General features: G+C 40.8%; 16 protein-coding genes and 1 tRNA gene. 6 read left to right on the forward strand and 11 right to left on the reverse strand.

Annotation, left to right across the window (positions count from 1 at the left end; genetic code table 11):
• Positions 1 to 276 precede the first annotated feature (276 nt).
• A protein-coding gene (locus IE163_RS02955; RefSeq protein WP_189429999.1) for an IS3 family transposase occupies positions 277 to 1838 on the forward strand; the annotation gives its coding sequence in 2 pieces (ribosomal slippage) (positions 277 to 745 and positions 745 to 1838; 1563 coding nt in all).
• 188 nt (positions 1839 to 2026) lie between these two features.
• Here the strand turns inward: IE163_RS02955 and IE163_RS17920 are convergent.
• A complete protein-coding gene (locus tag IE163_RS17920) occupies positions 2027 to 2149 on the reverse strand; it encodes a hypothetical protein (protein ID WP_268248609.1) in 123 nt (40 codons plus the stop codon).
• Positions 2150 to 2562: 413 nt separating this feature from the next.
• Positions 2563 to 3528 (reverse strand): Abi family protein, encoded by a 966-nt coding sequence (locus tag IE163_RS02960; RefSeq protein ID WP_189430001.1) that lies wholly within the window; start codon positions 3526 to 3528, stop codon positions 2563 to 2565.
• 985 nt (positions 3529 to 4513) lie between these two features.
• On the opposite strand from IE163_RS02960, the gene IE163_RS02965 reads away from it, so the two are divergent.
• The 3 genes from IE163_RS02965 to IE163_RS02975 all read left to right on the forward strand — a co-directional run bounded on the left by IE163_RS02965 (position 4514) and on the right by IE163_RS02975 (position 7040).
• A complete protein-coding gene (locus IE163_RS02965) occupies positions 4514 to 5509 on the forward strand; it encodes a hypothetical protein (RefSeq protein WP_189430003.1) in 996 nt (331 codons plus the stop codon).
• A gap of 119 nt (positions 5510 to 5628) precedes the next feature.
• Positions 5629 to 6303: a hypothetical protein gene (locus tag IE163_RS02970; RefSeq protein WP_189430005.1), complete on the forward strand. Its 675-nt coding sequence runs from the start codon at positions 5629 to 5631 to the stop codon at positions 6301 to 6303.
• Positions 6304 to 6539: 236 nt separating this feature from the next.
• Complete coding sequence (locus IE163_RS02975) at positions 6540 to 7040, forward strand: hypothetical protein (RefSeq protein WP_189430006.1); 501 nt, start codon at positions 6540 to 6542, stop codon at positions 7038 to 7040.
• A gap of 596 nt (positions 7041 to 7636) precedes the next feature.
• On the opposite strand, the gene IE163_RS02980 is transcribed toward IE163_RS02975, so the two are convergent.
• Positions 7637 to 7897 (reverse strand): hypothetical protein, encoded by a 261-nt coding sequence (locus tag IE163_RS02980; protein ID WP_189430008.1) that lies wholly within the window; start codon positions 7895 to 7897, stop codon positions 7637 to 7639.
• Complete coding sequence (locus IE163_RS02985; RefSeq protein ID WP_189430010.1) at positions 7866 to 8075, reverse strand: hypothetical protein; 210 nt, start codon at positions 8073 to 8075, stop codon at positions 7866 to 7868. Before IE163_RS02985 ends, IE163_RS02980 begins: the two co-directional genes overlap by 32 nt.
• A 119-nt stretch (positions 8076 to 8194) precedes the next feature.
• On the opposite strand from IE163_RS02985, the gene IE163_RS02990 reads away from it, so the two are divergent.
• Positions 8195 to 8383 carry a hypothetical protein gene (locus IE163_RS02990; protein WP_189430013.1) on the forward strand — a complete coding sequence of 63 codons (189 nt, stop codon included), beginning with the start codon at positions 8195 to 8197 and terminating at the stop codon, positions 8381 to 8383.
• Position 8384: 1 nt separating this feature from the next.
• Here IE163_RS02990 and IE163_RS02995 read toward each other — a convergent pair whose 3' ends face one another.
• From IE163_RS02995 to IE163_RS03005, 3 genes are all read right to left on the reverse strand, one after another.
• The gene (locus IE163_RS02995) at positions 8385 to 8630 is read right to left on the reverse strand and encodes a hypothetical protein (RefSeq protein WP_189430015.1); all 246 of its coding nucleotides are present in this window, start codon (positions 8628 to 8630) and stop codon (positions 8385 to 8387) included.
• The gene (locus IE163_RS03000; protein WP_189430016.1) at positions 8627 to 9712 is read right to left on the reverse strand and encodes a tyrosine-type recombinase/integrase; all 1086 of its coding nucleotides are present in this window, start codon (positions 9710 to 9712) and stop codon (positions 8627 to 8629) included. The genes IE163_RS02995 and IE163_RS03000 overlap by 4 nt, the downstream gene beginning before the upstream one ends.
• 132 nt (positions 9713 to 9844) lie before the next feature.
• Complete coding sequence (locus tag IE163_RS03005; RefSeq protein ID WP_189430019.1) at positions 9845 to 10861, reverse strand: site-specific integrase; 1017 nt, start codon at positions 10859 to 10861, stop codon at positions 9845 to 9847.
• 257 nt (positions 10862 to 11118) lie between these two features.
• Here IE163_RS03005 and IE163_RS03010 point away from each other — a divergent pair, with 257 nt between their 5' ends.
• A complete protein-coding gene (locus tag IE163_RS03010) occupies positions 11119 to 12393 on the forward strand; it encodes a phospholipase D-like domain-containing protein (RefSeq protein WP_189430020.1) in 1275 nt (424 codons plus the stop codon).
• A 32-nt stretch (positions 12394 to 12425) separates the two neighbouring features.
• On the opposite strand, the gene IE163_RS03015 is transcribed toward IE163_RS03010, so the two are convergent.
• From IE163_RS03015 to IE163_RS03030, 4 genes are all read right to left on the reverse strand, one after another.
• On the reverse strand, positions 12426 to 15293 hold the full coding sequence (locus IE163_RS03015; protein ID WP_189430022.1) for a DNA methyltransferase: 2868 nt from the start codon (positions 15291 to 15293) through the stop codon (positions 12426 to 12428).
• Positions 15294 to 15398: 105 nt separating this feature from the next.
• Positions 15399 to 16172, reverse strand: coding sequence for an ImmA/IrrE family metallo-endopeptidase (locus IE163_RS03020; RefSeq protein ID WP_189430024.1), 774 nt, complete (start codon positions 16170 to 16172; stop codon positions 15399 to 15401).
• Positions 16165 to 16494, reverse strand: coding sequence for a helix-turn-helix domain-containing protein (locus IE163_RS03025; RefSeq protein WP_308430893.1), 330 nt, complete (start codon positions 16492 to 16494; stop codon positions 16165 to 16167). The genes IE163_RS03020 and IE163_RS03025 overlap by 8 nt, the downstream gene beginning before the upstream one ends.
• A 678-nt stretch (positions 16495 to 17172) precedes the next feature.
• Positions 17173 to 17249, reverse strand: a tRNA-Ile gene (locus tag IE163_RS03030).
• Positions 17250 to 17433 lie beyond the last annotated feature (184 nt).

Here is a 17433-nt window from a genome sequence, read left to right on the forward strand (position 1 = left end):
TGTTTTATGTGAGTTCGCGGCTAGATCGTACTTGCGCTCTTAGCAATAGAATCATTGTTAAAAATATTACGAATAAACTCAGACTTCCGCCTGATTTTTCTTTGCTGGCAGGTTGTTCAGGTTTTACACTTGTATCTTTGATAGCAATTGTGACTGTTGAAAGATTCGATTCGGTGCCATAACTGTTACGAACAAAATACTGTAGCTGAATGCCCGCTCTGGCAGGATAGTTGTCACTACTTAAAATTTAACCAGTTGGGGCGTTAAGGCTTAATTGTGCCGAGTTACAGTGAAGAGCGTAAGCAGCAGATTTTAAATAAGTTACTGCCTCCTTCGAATATGACCGTAGCAGAAGTATCAAGAATCGAAGGGATTGGGCTGCAAACTTTGTATAATTGGCGGGATAAAGCCAAACAACAAGGTCGTCCTGTGCCCGGAAGTAAACCAACCTCAGAACATTGGTCAGCAGAAGCTAAGTTTGCCACTGTGCTTGAAACTGCCAGTTTAAATGAAGCTGAATTGAGCGAGTATTGTCGCGCAAAAGGCCTGTTTGTTGATCAGGTAAAAGCCTGGAAAGCCGATGCACTCCGAGGGTTTATGAGCTCCCGCGAGCAGGAATTGGAGGCTAAGCGACAGCGCCAGGCCGACCATAAAGAAATCAAACAGTTAAAAGGCGAACTGAGGCGCAAAGAAAAAGCGTTGGCTGAAACCGCAGCATTGTTGGTGCTCAGAAAAAAGTTAAATGCGCTCTGGGAGAACGACAACGAGGACGATTGACCTTGGTCTCAGAGCGCACTGAATGTGTGAACTTGATACAGGAAGCGAACCTGGCTGGAGCGAGACTTCCTCTGGCCTGCGAAGAAGCTAGCATTACATTGCGCACCTATCGGCGCTGGTATCGGGATGGCAAGATCACCGCTGATCAAAGGCCGGATGCGGTTCGTCCACCGCCCTCGAATAAGCTGACGGAAGCTGAACAAGCGAAGATTATCGAGGTGTGTAATTGGCCAAAGTTTGCTAGCTTGCCGCCATCGCAAATTGTCCCAACCCTGTTGGATGAAGATGAATATTATGGTTCTGAATCAACATTTTATCGGGTACTAAAAGCTTTTGGCCAGCTGCATCATCGTGGTCGAAGCTTAGCGCCAAAGGGCTTTGCACTGCCAACGACATTTACCGCAACAGGGCCAGGCCAGGTTTTTTGCTGGGATATTACCTATTTACCGAGTACGGTTCGTGGGCAGTTTTACTACCTGTATATGCTAGAGGATTTGTTCAGTCGGAAAATCGTGGGCTGTGAAGTGTTTGAACAGGAAAGTGGAGAAAACGCAGCAAAGCTGCTTGAGCAAACGCTTATCCGGGAAAAGTGCTTACACAGTGGTGTGGTACTGCATTCAGACAACGGTGCGCCAATGAAATCGCAAACCATGCGGATGAAAGCGTATGAGCTTGGTGTGACGACATCGTACAGCAGGCCACGGGTGAGCAACGATAATCCGTTTGCAGAGTCACTGTTCCGAACCTGCAAATATCGGCCGGACTGGCCATCAGCAGGCTTTAAAAGCCTTGATGAAGCAAGGGGATGGGTACTGAAGTTTACGCGGTGGTACAACTACGAGCATAAGCACAGTAAGTTGCGGTTCGTCACGCCACATCAGCGCCATACAGGGCAGGATGTTGCGATACTGGCCCAACGCAAAGAACGAATTGAAGCCGCAAAAGCAGCTAACCCAAGTCGTTGGGGAAACCGCGAGGTTAGGAACGGCACACCAGTGGGACCGACAACGCTGAATCCTGAAAAACAGCAGACTAAACAGATAGAAAAACAGGTCGCTTAAAACGGTCAATGGTGACAACTAGCTTGAAAAACGCCGATTTGTTTCTCTTCTTATTCGTATATTTTTTACTCAGATTAAACATACTATAGCAAAAGCGTCTGCAGAAATTTGGCATGCCAAATTTTCTTGTTGATACGTAATTGACGGGTGTGAAAAAGACTCTGAAGCCAGAGTCTAAAATGTTGTTTCTATTTTTTATGTTCGTGAGGTTTTAAATCAGGGTGTTTGGGTTGATTCTCTGGCGTCACACGGCGTCGTTTATCCGGTGTGCCGTCATCCTTTTTTGGCTTTGGTCCTGGTTTGATACTCATAGTGGCTAGCTCCTCAAAACATAATTAATTTACCTATTACCAGTACATATATAGTCGATAAGTTTGTAATTGCAAGGTCTAAAGTAACTTGATTATGATCTGAATACTTGTCACGATTTGCTCAAAAAAAAGCTCGGGAAAGTTCACCCTACCTTTTTCCAGCGGAATGTATTGCAAATCGATTAATATATTTTAGACAGCGCATGCCGCGATTCGTCACCGATAGTGTCGGCCCACACCTGGGTGCTGAAATAGAGCTATGGTGCATCTGGGAACGACCCAGGAGGCGCGTAATCCATCAGACGTTAGGGTTTATCGTCTGTAGTCTTCGAGGATAGTCGTGTGGTCCCCACACGCGCAGCTCATGAAATTGAGCTGTTCTTCTTAAGAACTGGCATGCGCTGTCTTTTAAATCAGAAGAAAATAGTTTCTTTTTCCCACTCTTGTGGAAAACCCATGGAAGCATGGAACTGAAATACTGACGGGTATTGTTGAAATAATGAGGCCAATATTGGACCGAGTTTTTCAGTGTATCCCAGATTGGTATATAAATGTTGGAGTGCAGCTATTGCTGTATATAGCCGATTAAGTTGTTCGATTTCTCTGGTATCTTCTTTATGCTTGGTTTTAATGAGTGGTATATCGGGCGATAAGATACTTTTTATAGCTGTCGGGGACTTTAGATTGCGGTTAAAAAGCCGCATATGGTGCCCACAATGGTTCCGAACTTCCTGAAGAGTGGCCATCCATGACGCTAATGATTTAAATTTCTGAACACCTAAAGTTTTTGCATACCTGTTTAATTTAAGAGCTTGGATCGATTCCTCAGTCACTCCCGCCATTAATTTGGTGAGATTGCCGAATGTCATTAATTCAATTGCGACCCACCCCGGAGGTAAATCTCTGTAAAATGGGCAATACTCATTAAAATACTTGTTGCGGAAATGCTCAGCAAATAGCTCCTTTGATTCGACAAACATATTTCGAACGTTATTAACTGTTCTGATATGGCTATCGCTATTTTCAAAGAGTGACGTGTCCAGATACCAGAAAAGGTTTTGAGTTTTAGTAGTCATCCATTGTTCAAAGGAGCTCCTTACACCAATTTCAACAGAAGCAATAATTCGAAATACTTCAGAGCGTAGTTTGCTGTCGAACATATAGATGTCATGAGCTGCTTCAAAAGTAGCTCCAGGGTAGAATCTCTTATCGGCTTGTTGAAATGGGATTAGATATGCTTTAAATCTGTAATAACTACATTTCTCAAGAATGTCTTCAGCAAAACGTCGATTAGCTATCGTCAGTCCTTGCTCCAGAAGTTTATCGCAAAGCTCTGAGCTACTTCTGTGAGGTTTTCGGTAAGCTACTAATTCTGCCAAAAGATAAATTCCTTTAATTAAGGCAAAAAAAAGGCCTCCACTCTTACGAACCTAAGTTCAGGAGGAAGCCGTTGTTACCAATAATATATAAGTTACAGACTGATTCGTCAACCATTGTTTTAATGGCTGTAACTTTAATGAGCTTACAAGCTAGAACTTCTAGGTTTAGTTAAGTTCTGAGTGGTGAATTGCAGTACTGACGGTAAAATTCTACAATGCAGTAGCACAGAGGTAGCACCGAGCTATTTTCAGGAAGTAGGGTAAAACAACAAGCCTTTAAAAATGGTGGCCCCAGCTGGACTCGAACCAGCGACCGATCGATTATGAGACTCCGCTTGCAAGCAAATACCACCGCATTTTCTGCGCTTTAACCACCATGTTGGTTCACTACCTTACCAGTTTCGTTACCAGTGTAACGTTATACTGGTAACGTATTACCATGGCTTTGCTCATCTCCCCATTAGCTACCAATGTGGTTGCTCTCAACTCTTACCACCACGCTGAATCATAAATTAAACGCCTTTAACAAAATGGTTTCTTTTGTATCACTCTGTTTAATATCGAATCTCCCTATCAGTAACCGAATTGGCCGCCATTCGCAGTAATTGATTAAAAAACAACCTTCAAAATATTGTTTGAAGATTTGAGTCTAACTACATTTTCAACATCGGCTAATTAATTGATTTTTTTAGCTATTGGCATCATCACCATTTCAGTATATTTTTTTTCAATGTTTGAAATGGTTGTTTGATTTCAAATTTCCATCACATTATTCAATAGGTTACGTGGTTTTTTATTGAGATCTCTTTTTTTTAATGTTTAAATTTTTAACGGGTTCAGTGCTTTTATCGAGAGTAATTTAGGTTTTTCGTTTGTTGGAAGCTACGCATCACTGCAATCAGTGATTTTTTTAGTAACACGCAATCGTGTGGATTTTACGCCCGATTGTTTTTTAAAAATTAACTTTAGTTATAAGGAGTCTCCTATGACCAAAAATACTTGTTTCAATTCCAACACGAAAGCCAACATTAATACTATCGCTCATGCGATAAATACCGAAACTCATGCAGCAAATTCCATCGACGATGAGCCCAAGTTGGTTACTGTTAATCCACTCTTGCATAGAGAAGATATCGATATATTTGATCAGGTTCTAATGGGGGCTAAGCAGTACTACGAAATGCTAAAGTATCATCTAGAAGATAGGCTTGAAGCCAAAATGCCTGATTTTTTAGATTCAAAAATATACGCTCACCTTTTCACGATTAAAGATTACGTTTTATACGGAAAACGGCCTGTTGGCTGGTTTGGTGATGACTTCAGCTTTTCGGTTGAAGAATCCGTGATTCACTCGCTTTATTCCATTTTTAAAGCCAATCTTGAAAATCTTAACTATCGGCATGCTGAACTCACCACGGCAGAGAGATATTTTTGTTGCTTTGTTCTATCAGCTTGGAGTCGCTTCAGGATTGATACGGGGTGGTTAGGTGAGTTTACCAATGAAAATTTTGATGATGTAGATGATGTCTACTATACACAAGCTGACCTTGCATCACTCATAGGTGTAACCTGTGTTCAGTTTGGTCGTCTTATTGAAAAAATTGATCCGTGGCTCGATGACGATAATGTGATATCAGAGTTGATTGACGAAAATGGTGACAGATTGATTGACTGTATAAACAGAATAGCAAAACCTGCTCAGGTAATTAATGGAACTCGCAATTCAACGTTACCAATGTCAGCAGTCATTGAGATTCATTGGAAAGAAAAGTTTCGCAGAACATTTTCTCTGGACGATTTTCGCGATAGTCCTGAAGAAATCCCATATGCTTATTCTGTTCTGTCGCAATACAAAGAACTTGCGGGGTACAGCATGTACAGAAACAAACATACCAAAATTAAAAACGTTTACCCGCGAAAAAATGCGTTGTGTTTGCTAAATCTGCTCGCTGTTAAAGGCTACTACACCCCGACGCACTAACATAAGTGGCTTCAACTATCAATAGGTAGCGTGGGGGCAGTTGCTTCTTCGCGTTAAAATTGTCGGAAATATAAACTCCTGTTCGTCACTTAAGACAAAACAAAACAGGAGTTTATATAATGAACACAGTAACAGTAAAAACCACCCTCAACCAAATAACTTGCTTCATTAGGCTCTCGATGGACAATTTAATTGAGCTTACAAGTTTAAGGCATTCGATTGAGCTTCGGTATCCTGACGTACCAGGGGGTTCTGTTATAGAGCCCTTAATCCTGCATCATGATGATTACGAAAGCTTTGAAGATGCTCTCGCAGCTGATTTCAATTTAATCAGTATCGATTCCGATACATGGGCTCGTACCGGTCTGGATGAGAGTCATAAACGTGGCTTTGCTGCTCATGTGATTGGTCTCTCTACGATCGAAAAAATCTGCAATGGTACATATGAAAGGTTCAGTAAGTTACTTAACGAAACCGATTTGGAGCAACGCATCACAGTTGCTATCACCATAGATAGTTTTAATTACATCACGTTCGGTGTTAAATCACTTGATTCGTCTGCTACTAGCGAATTCAAGCCCAAATTTTCACCAGAATGCCCAAAATTAAAACCAGTAATTGCTGAAGCTCTTGGGGCTGAACACGGTAACTATCAAATTCATGAACCATTTAACTTGCCTTTGGATTTTAACTTAGAAAATGACGGCATTTACTGCGTCGTCTGTGATTATGTCACTGATCCAGCGACAGCTGGTATTGCCAAAAATGTCGTTGTAGCAAAACTACTGCACTAATCCCATCAGATTTTGTACCTTTTTTGGTGTGATAATGCACCGATGCACACAGGTAAATCTCGATGATAAATAAGGTAGATGTTAAAAGTTTAACAGCATCTACCTTTTCACAGCTGCAGCAATGATTACGTTTTTATTTAATGGGTCCTCTTGCTGTTGCTTCCACAATTCAGATAACTCATGCACACCGTTAACGGTAGTGCGTTGGTTATTCTATTGTTTGATGGAACATGAACATGGTAGCAGCTACTACTACACGTAATGCCATGATTGACTGGTTATTGACCAATAACACCTGTTATCACCTTACTTTGACGTTTACGAGGTTTACCCCTGAACCAGTATGCGTTTCCCGATTAAACAAGCTTATCAAGCAGCTGAACAGAGCGATTTATAAGCGACGTTTTAAACAAGGTTTATCGTATTTAAATGGTTTTGCTGTGCAGGAATATACCACTGCAATGCAAACATACCACTTCCACATACTGATTGCTGACGATGACTGGTTACCCAAGCATGAAAGGTTTGAGCAGCTGTTAAACAAGCAGTTGGACTACCTGAAGCGCTACAACAGCCAGTACTACATAGCTCACTACTTACTACAAGACTACTACAACGACGGAACCAACAAGCTGGAATGGTACTTAACCAAGCAATTTGAGTTTGGTGGTAGCAGATCCAGTAACCGTGTTGGGTTGCTTTCTGACACATCAATCTATTTCGGAGATTTCAAATGAGTACCAGAGTTAAAGAACCAAAACCAGCCAAGCTGATACTGGAATCCAAAGCGAACCGGAGAACCTTGGACAGGGAGCAGTGCCATGAGTGCAAAAGGTGGCGTTCTCCAGCATGGAAGTATTTTAAAAGTAACTATGGACCAGTACACCTATGTATAAGGTGCGAAGCAAAGGTACTTGACCGATCTTTTGGTAAGATTGATGTACTGGATAGAGCGAAACACAATGGCCATTTCTATGCCAGAGGTTTTCGACAGTGATATTGCTATAACCAGAGCTGTGGAGCCTATTAGCTGCTACAGAGAATAAACCACATCTATAAACGATTGTAAGCCGATGCAATGCCTTTTGCTGATAGCTCATTACGACAGTGAGCAACCACTGTTAAAATCGATTTTAGATGTGGTATCAACGTGACTACAAAGTATCCTATCCGAGGAAGCAGTGGTATCGAACAGCGATGGAGTGTGCACGGTATTTTGTGAGTTACCCAACACCGTGAAAATAGTTAGCGGATCTGGATTGTATAGCAGGTAAAACAATACGTGGTAATAGTTCCACGTATTGCCTAGTTCGATGGGAAGCCTGAACAGATATTAAGACTTTTTACTGGAAACCCGTTTTTTAATGGTGCTGTAGTAAGTAGCTGCACCAGCTGGGGTTAATTCACAGTGCTTGACGAATTCATCAATAATATCTTTACGGGGGATATGTGGATCATCCGCCAGTAACTTGCCGTAAAGAGCCGTAGCCCGTTCCATTTTAGTAGCTGGTCCTTTTGCATTTGTATCTGTAACAGGGGCTGCTGCATCAGCTTTAACAGGTTTAGTTGCTGGTAAGTTGTTGCCAGATTTCATTGGTAATCTCCTTAATTTCAGTATCAGAAACACATTCCAGACCGGATACATCTTCAAGCAGCATCCCAGAGAGTTCATCGACTGTTTCACGGGTTAAAGCTTGCCCACTAAGCAATTCAGCGACCATTTCTGACAGCTGGATAATTTGCTCTGCGGTAAGGTGTTTATCGGTAATCATGGTTTGTGTTCCATTGGTTTTGATGGGGTAAGCATCAAACCGTTTACCCTTAATGGCAACGCGTTGACCCTAAAACTTTTTAGCGGGATGGTGGTACTACAACATCAGGAGGTATCACTATGAACGAGCAAATAATCCGTTATCCGAATGGCCAGATTATCGGACGTATACGGGAGTTACCCGACAGGATTGAAGCCAGAGCACCAGGTGGGGTGTTGTTGGGGTGGTACTGTAAAGTATCAGACCGAACCCGTTACGCAACTGGCGTACAGTTTGCCATTGGTAACGCAGTTCGGATGCTGTTGTAGCTTACTTTTTCTTGCGTTGATTATCAGGTATTGCCTTAACCTTTGCGGATTTCGGTAATGCCTTTTGAAACGGAGCTTTAGCACGATACTCCAAGTAAATAACGTGTTCTCCGGTTTTTTCATCAAAGCCCTGTTTAACCCGTTTGAGTTTTGACGGTAAATCAGTAGTAAGACCAAATAACTTGTCCAGCCACTTACGGACGGCTTCCCAGCCGTTACTTTCCGTTAAAATATCATCGACTTTCATTGTAGTTCTCCTTGTGTGAGACGATGCAGGTTTTCCAATACATCACGCGCTTTTGCGCTGACATCTTTGCGTTCAAGGTGTGCGTAAATCTGTGTGGTTGAAACATCGGTATGCCCTAAAATGCTGGCAACTTCATAGAGTGATAATCCAGCCTGTACCAATCTGCTGGCACAGGTATGACGCAAATCATGGATTTTAAAATCAGTAATACCAGCACGTTGAAAAGCAGAACGAATACCTTTTGACTGATAACCCCGTTGCTGACCATCCAGATTGGTAAACAGGTGATCATCACTTACCCGATCTGAATAACGACGGGTGAGAATATCTTTTACCCGACTGGTCATGTAAATGATGGACTCATTGCGAACTTTAGGACGCCACAGGTTGATTATTCCATTTTCCAGATCGATGGCTGACCACTTGATATTAGCTATTTCACTGTAACGAGCACCCGTATCCAGCAGTAACACCACCAAATCGTAGTTATCCTGATACATCCGGTTTTCAGCAGCAGGACGAAACTCATAATCAGGGCGATATGGCCGTTTACGTTTTGGATCTAAATCGGCCAGTAACCGTGCTTCTTCATCGTGTGATAGATAGCGTAACCTGTGCTTATTAAGCTTAACTTTGGGAAAGGTTAACGGTTTAATCTGATAGCCATGATCTTTAGCCCATGCAATAGCACTGCGAATAGCTTGCAGGTTATGCTTTATGGTTTGAGGTGCCATACCATCAGCTTCACGACTGGACTTAAATTTGTTTAAATCCCAATCCCGTAGTTCATCGATAAACACCGATGTATCCATCTTGGATTCGATAGCAGGTAGGTTGTTTTTTGCATACACACTGCTGCCTGTATTGGCTTTGCTTTGAACGTAGCCGTTTAAAGCATCTTTTAAGGTAATGCGTGGCCGTTCACCAAGTTCTTCAATCCGGTGAATTTCATCACGCCAATCCCGTTCCATGCGTTCAGCTGTGCGCTTGTTGGTGGTTTTTGAGCTTTTGCAGTAGGTTTTACCGTTATGGTTAAACTGGATGTAGTAATTACCCATGCCGTTTCGTTTAAATACACTCATTGTTGGATTCCTTGCATCGTTACAATGCGGTTACTTTCCAACTATTTATGCTTACGGAAAACGGGGGATAGCCAAGCTTGGCGGCACTTTTACTAAAAATGTGGTCGAAGCTTGGTAGCAAGTAATCAGGTATCAGTTATTAAGGATTTTCATGGCTTGCTCAGCTACCGTTGCTTGTTCCAGATGCGAGTAACGTTGGCTCATGGAAATACTGGAATGGCCCAAAATTTTCGATACAGCAAACAAGCTCATGCCATTTTTAACCAGTTTACTGGCTGTGCTATGACGGATGCTGTGGGTGCAAAAATCATCTAAGCCAGCCTGTTTGTAAGCCTTTTGAATGGTTTTTGGTGTAGTGCGACGAATGCCACCTGATTTTGATGGAAACACCAGTGACAAACCCTGATTGATCTCTGCTCTGCGTTGCAGGATAGCCAGTGACCTATCTGTAAGCTTTAACAGTGATTCAGTTTGCGTTTTGGTGCGCCATACACGCAGTTCACCAGCAGCTAAATCCACTGAATCCCATGTAAGTTGCTGGATTTCGTTTAAACGTGCTGCGGTATCAAGCAATAACACCACCAAATCGTAATCATCGGGGTTTTTGTGAGTTTGCAGGATTGCCAGTAAACGTTGTTCTTCTGAATCTGACAGGGTGCGGGTTCTCTGGTTGCTGACTTTTAAACGTGGTATAACCAGATTAGTTGGTTGCAGATAGCCTGCCGATTTAGTGAAGTTGATCACCCCTTTTAACGTGGTGAACATTAAACGAATGGTGCCATCGGATACATCATCTTGCCGACGAAGTGCAACTAAGCGGTTTAAATGACCACCGTTTAAGCCATGTAAACCGTTTTTAAGTGAGTACACTCTGTTCAGTTGAGTACGTAGCGTGGTGATCTGTGTTTTAAGGTTACGACCATTCACTGAACCAGCTTTGGTTTTAGCATAATCAGCAATGGCCTGTTCCAAAGTGATGGTTTGTTGTTCACCTAACACCACCTGACGATATAGCTGCTCACGTAGTTGAGCTTCAAAGCGCAAAGCATCCGACTTTTTAGTTGTTTTGGTGCTACGGATAACGGTTTTGCCGTTAATGGTGATTTCACAGTAGTAGTTAGATGAGTTTTTACGTTTGTAGATTGCCATCTTGAAACCCGTTATTGAACTGATAATGGGTACTATCCGGTCAATAGGGTAAAGAGCCAACAGCTAACAACAGCAATGGTTTGCATACGTTAAAACCATCGAAAATCCATCCGATACACGGATGCGCGCTAATACTTCCCCTAATAGTTTCTCATACAAGCCTATCAAAGCTGCTGATTTACAGGGGCTTACCTAAAGGGCATACTTATACCTTATAACAATACCTGTCTATCAGGTTAATAATACAAGGATTTTGCATGTCTAGAATTAGTTTGATATCCCCCTTAGACCAGCCTTTGAATAACGTTAGACTTTTGGATATTTTAAAAGAATCAATGGAAGATGATTCTGGTTTTACAAGTTTGAGATTTGTTGTTGCATATGCCAAATCAGGTGTTTTAGCTAAGTTGGAACCCTCTTTCGTCAATTGGTCTTCAAAAGGCGCAAGCTCAAAGTTATTTGTTGGAATTGATCAAAAGGTGACTTCCAAGGAAGCTCTAGAAAAGGCTGTTACGCTTTTTGATCATGCATTTATAATCAATCATAAAAGTGTAACTTTCCATCCTAAAATCTATCTTTTCAGAAATGACGTAAATGGGCGAGTGATTGTTGGTTCAAATAACCTAACTGTTGGTGGTTTGGAATCAAACTTTGAGAGTGCCGTTATCATCGATTACGATTTGGAATCTGCGGATGAAGCCAAATTATTTAACGACTTTTGGAACTCTTTGGATAGTCTACTGCTCGCTGAAAATGGTATTTCAATTCAGTTGGATAGGGATTTAATAGAGAAATTGCACGCTGAAAACTTGCTAGCAGTTGAAACAAAAATACCTGGCTTCGTTGATACAGAGACCAAGTTTCAGAAGAGAAGTGCACTGTTAGACGAGTTATTTTCAAGTGGGTTTTCAGTAAGTGCAAGCCAATCTGCCAAGAAGAATAAAGACGTGGCGAGTAAGCGAGCTGATACATCAACTAAAGTTGCCGCAAATACGAAAGCTGAAGTAGGCATTGCCGAAAGCGCTGTTACTACATATCAGAATACAGTAACTGTAAGCTCGTTTGATACGTTTCTAATACAGATTAAACCCCATCATAATGGTGAAATCTTTTTAAGTAAAAAAGCTGTCAATGAGCGACCTTATTTTTTTGAGTTCCCATTTAATGGCAGGACCACACCGAAAAATCCTAAAAATCCTAGCTACCCGCAAAGAGATCCTGACCCAGTTGTAAATATTTTAGTATACGGGAGCAACTACGATGAGCTTCTAAAGCTGGAGAAATATCAGCTTAATACGGTTTTTTACGAGGCAAAAAGTGAGATCCGAATTACTTGTAGTCAGCTTGTGGGAATTGTTCCTGAATACTCCATCATGATCATGAATAAACCTAAAGGGCGTTCTGTAAGTGAGTTTGATTATGAACTGATTATTCACACTCCAGACAGCCCGGATTATGATATGTGGGTAAGCAAATGTGATAAAAAAATGCCGAGTGGGGGTAAAAAACCTAGAGGGTATGGGTGGTTGTAACAACCACCACTTTCATACATAAATTTAAGAATTTAATCTGATGCTTTGTGGAATTTAAGTATCAGATTATTTTCTATAAAGTTTTTTGAGTTGATTTTATTGTCATTTGTAACTGAGACTTTTAAAAACTCACTAGCTACAAATCCAACTTGATTCGCGATCAACACCAGCATTTCACATGTGTTGATGTGGAACCAGTCATCACCTAATTTTGTTTTTGAATCCCCGACAACAAAGAATGCATCTGCGCCGGGTTTTAGTACTTTAAGACAATTTTCCATCACTGCTTTCATGTCAATGAAATACCTGAATAAGAGTGCTGCTGTATTTTTTTTTCTAAAACCAGCCTTGGAATCATTCAAATTCCCCAAGCAAATAACTTTAAGCATTTCTTTAGTTTTAACTGGTAGGTCTGAATCGCCATTAATAATGATATCATTGATTGCATTCAGCTCCTTTTTTGTTATTTCTCTTGAGCCTGTAAGTGACTTTTCAATAGATGATCTTTCGCTAGAACTAAGACTGTTTATAACCAATATAGATAATCTATCGGTATCAATATAGGGAAGCGCCGTTGCATATGGTGGGCTGGTAACAATGCAATCCACACTGTCTGCATTAAGACCCAGTTTTTCAAAAGAAAGAAAATCTCTGTTATCTAACAGGCCAATGCTAAAGCTACCTAACTTAACATGCCCCTGTTCGTAACAATTCCAATAGCTTAATAGTTTTCTTGTTTCTTGTTCAATGGATTTAATGTAAAGCTCAATTACCGGTGCGTCTTCGATCAATTCTTTCCGCTTTCTTATTCTTAAATCACTTGGATCTTGTTGAGATACATTTCTTATTATAGAGCTAAGTACAAGTTCAAAGTAGTTTACTATTTTCTTATTCCCATAAACTCTAGCCTTGGAAAGTAAAAAATTAATTTTATTAATTACTTTAGGTGGAAACCATGCTCTCACTTCTTCCATTAATATATCTGGAATTTCGCTTTTATATTCCATCTCTACATTGTACGACCCGAGTTCCTTCATTAAAGCATTTATAGCGTTAAAGACGAGTGTTTTTTCTACCGTTAAAATTTCATTTTTAGCGCGGCTTATACTGATTGCTATGGGGTTAATATCCATACCAAAAGCATGATTTCCTGAAAGAAATGACTCTAAAACTGTTGTCCCTGAGCCACAAAAAGGATCAAATACTACGCATTCAGTATTACCTTTGCTTCCAATATTAACTAGAGATTTAGCTAGCTGTGGGTAAAATTTCCCCTTATACGGATGGAGTCCATGCGTAAAATACGTAGAGTTTTTTCTAACGCGATTACTAATTTCTTCTTTATAACTTTGATCTGTTGTTATCTTAGAACCATTCTTAAATATAAGCTCATGAGTAAAAGTTAACGCTCTTAACTTTCCAGCTTCTGAAGATAATATCTTGTCGCCTTCTAAGCATATGTTACTGCTACTTATTTCGGTGCGGTAATCTTTGCCTGTTAACGCTTTTATTTCATGGCGGAGCAACTCTATCTCATAATCATAAAATTTGTAATTTAGCTTCGCTAAGGCCAACTCCAATTTTGTATCAGGTTTTCTCAAAATTACAATTTGTTCTTTACGCAAACGACGGCCGGGTTTTACGAATGAACGTTTTGTTTCATGTAATGGTCGTTCAATTGTGAATGTATGCTCAAAGCCTATTTTCATCGCGACTTTAGCCAATATTTTGTGGGTTTCAAATACTTCTTCTTTGAAAATAGAGTCACCTACAACTAAAGCAGCATATTTTCCGGGTTTCAGGACCTTAAACATACCATTTAGAGATGCTTCCATATCGTCTTGATACTCGGCATAGCCAGAATTATTACGCTGATGTTTTAGGTGAGAACCTATTTCTATTTTGCCTAATTCTCTAGGATCATAACCAAGCCAAAACATACGGAATCTATGATATAGGTGATAATCTGTAGCATTAGCATACGGGGGAGATGTAACGATTAAATCAACTGAAGCCTCTTCGAGTTCGGAGACTTTTACCCTAGAGTCGCCAACAAGGAACTGCCCCATTGAACTGTTTTTAGCTTTGTTCAGACTAACCTTACGAACTACATAGTTTAAACTCTCGATGAATGAGGTGAGTGTTTCCGCTTGCTCGATTTTATTATCTTTAGCAGTGTATCTAGTTTCTGAATCTTGGTTTGAAACTCTTATTATTATTCTGGAAAATGCGACCAATGCGATATTTTTAGCTGTTTCTGAAGTTACTGATAGAATTAATCCTCTTATCAGTGATAGCTCCGTGAATACGTAACTTTTGAACCACTTTTCATGGTTTGGAATTTCAGGCGCGAAGTGTCCGAAGCGCTTGACGATGTCTGAATATATTTCTAGATCACCGTCAGATTTTATTGCTGATATAAAACTATATATATGAGTTTTTAGCGAGTCTAAGTCGTCTTCATCTTTTTTATCTAATAATGCGGTTTTAGCTTTTCCAATGACCGCACTCAATGGGTTAGCATCAATTGAGACCGCCTGTCTCCCCAGTCTTACTGCTTCAGTAGCTGTGGTGCAGCTTCCGCTGAAAGGATCAAGTACTAGATCACCTCTTTCACTTAACCCCAAAATTAAATTTTCTGGAATTTGAGGGATGAACTTCGCAGGGTAGGGGTGGATGTCATGAGTGAACTGAGATGTATTATCATCGGTAAAAGCCCAATCGATATCCTTTAGTGCATCAAGATTGAGTTCTTTAGGAGATTGGGTATCTGAAGTTTCTTCAAGTAAGAGGTCAATCTGTTCTGAAAACCAACTATGCACAGTGTGCCCTTTGGCTTTCAGGGAGTTTTTGAGTTCTCTTTCATGAGTTGTGGGGATATCGATTGTAAGTTTGGACATATCAAATCTGGGTTATTATCAATAATCCCAGAATCTCATTTTTAGTGCTATTTTTCAATGGTGACTACAAATTTTATAGCTCATCCAGCATATTCAACATGTAATCTACATCGGCTCACCAGTAAGCAAGACAATTTTCATACCGTTGAATTTGTAATCTATAGACGACTGATAAAGAACAAACGGGCAGTTTTCTTGCCGAATGCCAAAATACTCCGGATTTACAACGGTATGTGTGCGGTTGTACGGAAGCGGTTCATCAAGTTGGTAGCTTTTTGGTATATACAATTCTTCAAAACCACGATTTTTCCAAACTGAAATAATCGTATCGAATTTATCTACCATAATTACTGTAATAGGCTTGGCTGATAGTTCTTTGAGTCTATAAAGAGTCGCAAGTAGACTTGTACCGTATCGACTAGATAAAGCTGTTACTAACTCTAGATCTGCTGGAGAGCCCATTAGCTGCGTTCTAAAATCAGAAGCTGGCATGAGCAAGTTAGCTGCAAAAAGGTTTGCTTCTCTCTCAATATCTTGGCCATGGGGCGGAGTGCTACCGATATTATCAAGGTCATCTAAAGTACACTGACGATCCCCTAGATTCCGATGTAAACAGTAGTGTCCTAATTCGTGGCCTATCGTGAAGTTTAATCTCCCTGCTACCGATACAGCTGAGTTATAGATTATGGCTTTGACTTTCCCTGATAGGTATAAGCACGCTTGAAAATCATCCCCCATGCTTTCGCCGATAACTTCTATTCCAAGGTTTTTCGCAATAAACTCACAATCAACAGGGTACAACTCATTGCTAGACCTGCCCAAAGAGAAAGCTTTGAAAAGATCTATTGCCGCCTTTTTTGCTGGGTGAATCTCAGTCATTCGGCTTATCTTTAAGAGATTTTAGAATTTTCTGTAATGTGTTTTTTGTTTCTGAACCCAGCGATTTGTATTCTCGGAAAAAAACTTGATCTTCATCATTACCATCACCGTGAACCAAATGCTCAACAGTGCAATCAAGCTCTTTGGCTAAGCGATTAACTAGATCTGCAGATGGTTTGATATCTGGCTTGTTTTCTAGTTCCCAAATGTAGCTCTTGGTAGTACCGGCTTTTGTCGCCAGTTGCTCCAAAGTTAAATTCATCATTTTTCGACGAGTCTGAAGCCTTTCACCAAACACTGTACACCTCTTAGTTACTAACACGCATCACTTACGGATTGCGAGTATAGCTTAAAGTTCGCTATGGTGAAACTTTTTGTACCAGATCACTTGATCGTGGATTGCTTTGGTATTATTATCTGTATCGCTATAACGAACTTGTTGTGGCAATTTAATTAAACATCACCTTAAGGGGTATTGCTGATGACTGATAGACTTAAACCGGGCCAAGGTGCTCCACGCTCAGGCCAATATGAAATAGTAGGACCACGGGGTGGCAGAACAGGTGAAGAACGGACGATAGTTCGTGGTGAGCCTATGCCACCAACTCCAACGAGTGGGCAAGGATATATTCTCGTAGACCCTACTAAAAATGGTAGTGGACGTGGAAAATAAAAAGCGGTAATTGAAAACTAGTTTCAACACCGCTTTTATGCTGAAAGCAGTTAAACTACTAACAGTTGGGAAACTGGAGTTTAGCTGCTTTTTTTTATGGGTTCAAGAAAGCTTTTCTGTATTAAAACCAATTTTGCTAGGTGGAATAAAGCCCTTACGACTTTCTACACGATGTTGTAGCCGGTGTATTGAGTGGTGCTTTGGTTGTGCTTGAAACCATGAATAATTTACTAGCCCAAGCTTTTTCAGCTACAGCCAGTCGATTTTGCTAGTAAGAGTGATAGATTTTGGTGCTGAACACAGCTAGAAGCCACGTATTTAGTGGATTGGTGGCCCCAGCTGGACTCGAACCAGCGACCGATCGATTATGAGTCGAGCGCTCTAACCAACTGAGCTATGGGGCCACGATTTTACAACTTGAACCAACATTTCCTATGGTACCACATGGACTCACTAATTATGAGTCGAGCGCTCTAACCAACTGAGCTATGGGGCCATTTTTAAACTTACTTTTTGAGTGCAGTGTTTACACATCCCTGATGATCGGCACTCAGCTCGGCCATCCACGGCCTCGCGCTCAAGTCTTTC

The sequence above is a fragment of the Alishewanella longhuensis genome, from assembly GCF_014653435.1.
Classification (GTDB): domain Bacteria; phylum Pseudomonadota; class Gammaproteobacteria; order Enterobacterales; family Alteromonadaceae; genus Alishewanella; species Alishewanella longhuensis.

Bases quoted from the DNA above. Each gene is read 5' to 3' on its own strand.
- IE163_RS17920 (WP_268248609.1), bottom strand. From the start codon at position 2,149: ATGAGTATCAAACCAGGACCAAAGCCAAAAAAGGATGACGGCACACCG.
- IE163_RS02965 (WP_189430003.1), top strand. From the start codon at position 4,514: ATGACCAAAAATACTTGTTTCAATTCCAACACGAAAGCCAACATTAAT.
- IE163_RS02970 (WP_189430005.1), top strand. From the start codon at position 5,629: ATGAACACAGTAACAGTAAAAACCACCCTCAACCAAATAACTTGCTTC.
- IE163_RS02975 (WP_189430006.1), top strand. From the start codon at position 6,540: ATGGTAGCAGCTACTACTACACGTAATGCCATGATTGACTGGTTATTG.
- IE163_RS02980 (WP_189430008.1), bottom strand. From the start codon at position 7,897: ATGAAATCTGGCAACAACTTACCAGCAACTAAACCTGTTAAAGCTGAT.
- IE163_RS02985 (WP_189430010.1), bottom strand. From the start codon at position 8,075: ATGATTACCGATAAACACCTTACCGCAGAGCAAATTATCCAGCTGTCA.
- IE163_RS02990 (WP_189430013.1), top strand. From the start codon at position 8,195: ATGAACGAGCAAATAATCCGTTATCCGAATGGCCAGATTATCGGACGT.
- IE163_RS02995 (WP_189430015.1), bottom strand. From the start codon at position 8,630: ATGAAAGTCGATGATATTTTAACGGAAAGTAACGGCTGGGAAGCCGTC.
- IE163_RS03000 (WP_189430016.1), bottom strand. From the start codon at position 9,712: ATGAGTGTATTTAAACGAAACGGCATGGGTAATTACTACATCCAGTTT.
- IE163_RS03005 (WP_189430019.1), bottom strand. From the start codon at position 10,861: ATGGCAATCTACAAACGTAAAAACTCATCTAACTACTACTGTGAAATC.
- IE163_RS03010 (WP_189430020.1), top strand. From the start codon at position 11,119: ATGTCTAGAATTAGTTTGATATCCCCCTTAGACCAGCCTTTGAATAAC.
- IE163_RS03015 (WP_189430022.1), bottom strand. From the start codon at position 15,293: ATGTCCAAACTTACAATCGATATCCCCACAACTCATGAAAGAGAACTC.
- IE163_RS03020 (WP_189430024.1), bottom strand. From the start codon at position 16,172: ATGACTGAGATTCACCCAGCAAAAAAGGCGGCAATAGATCTTTTCAAA.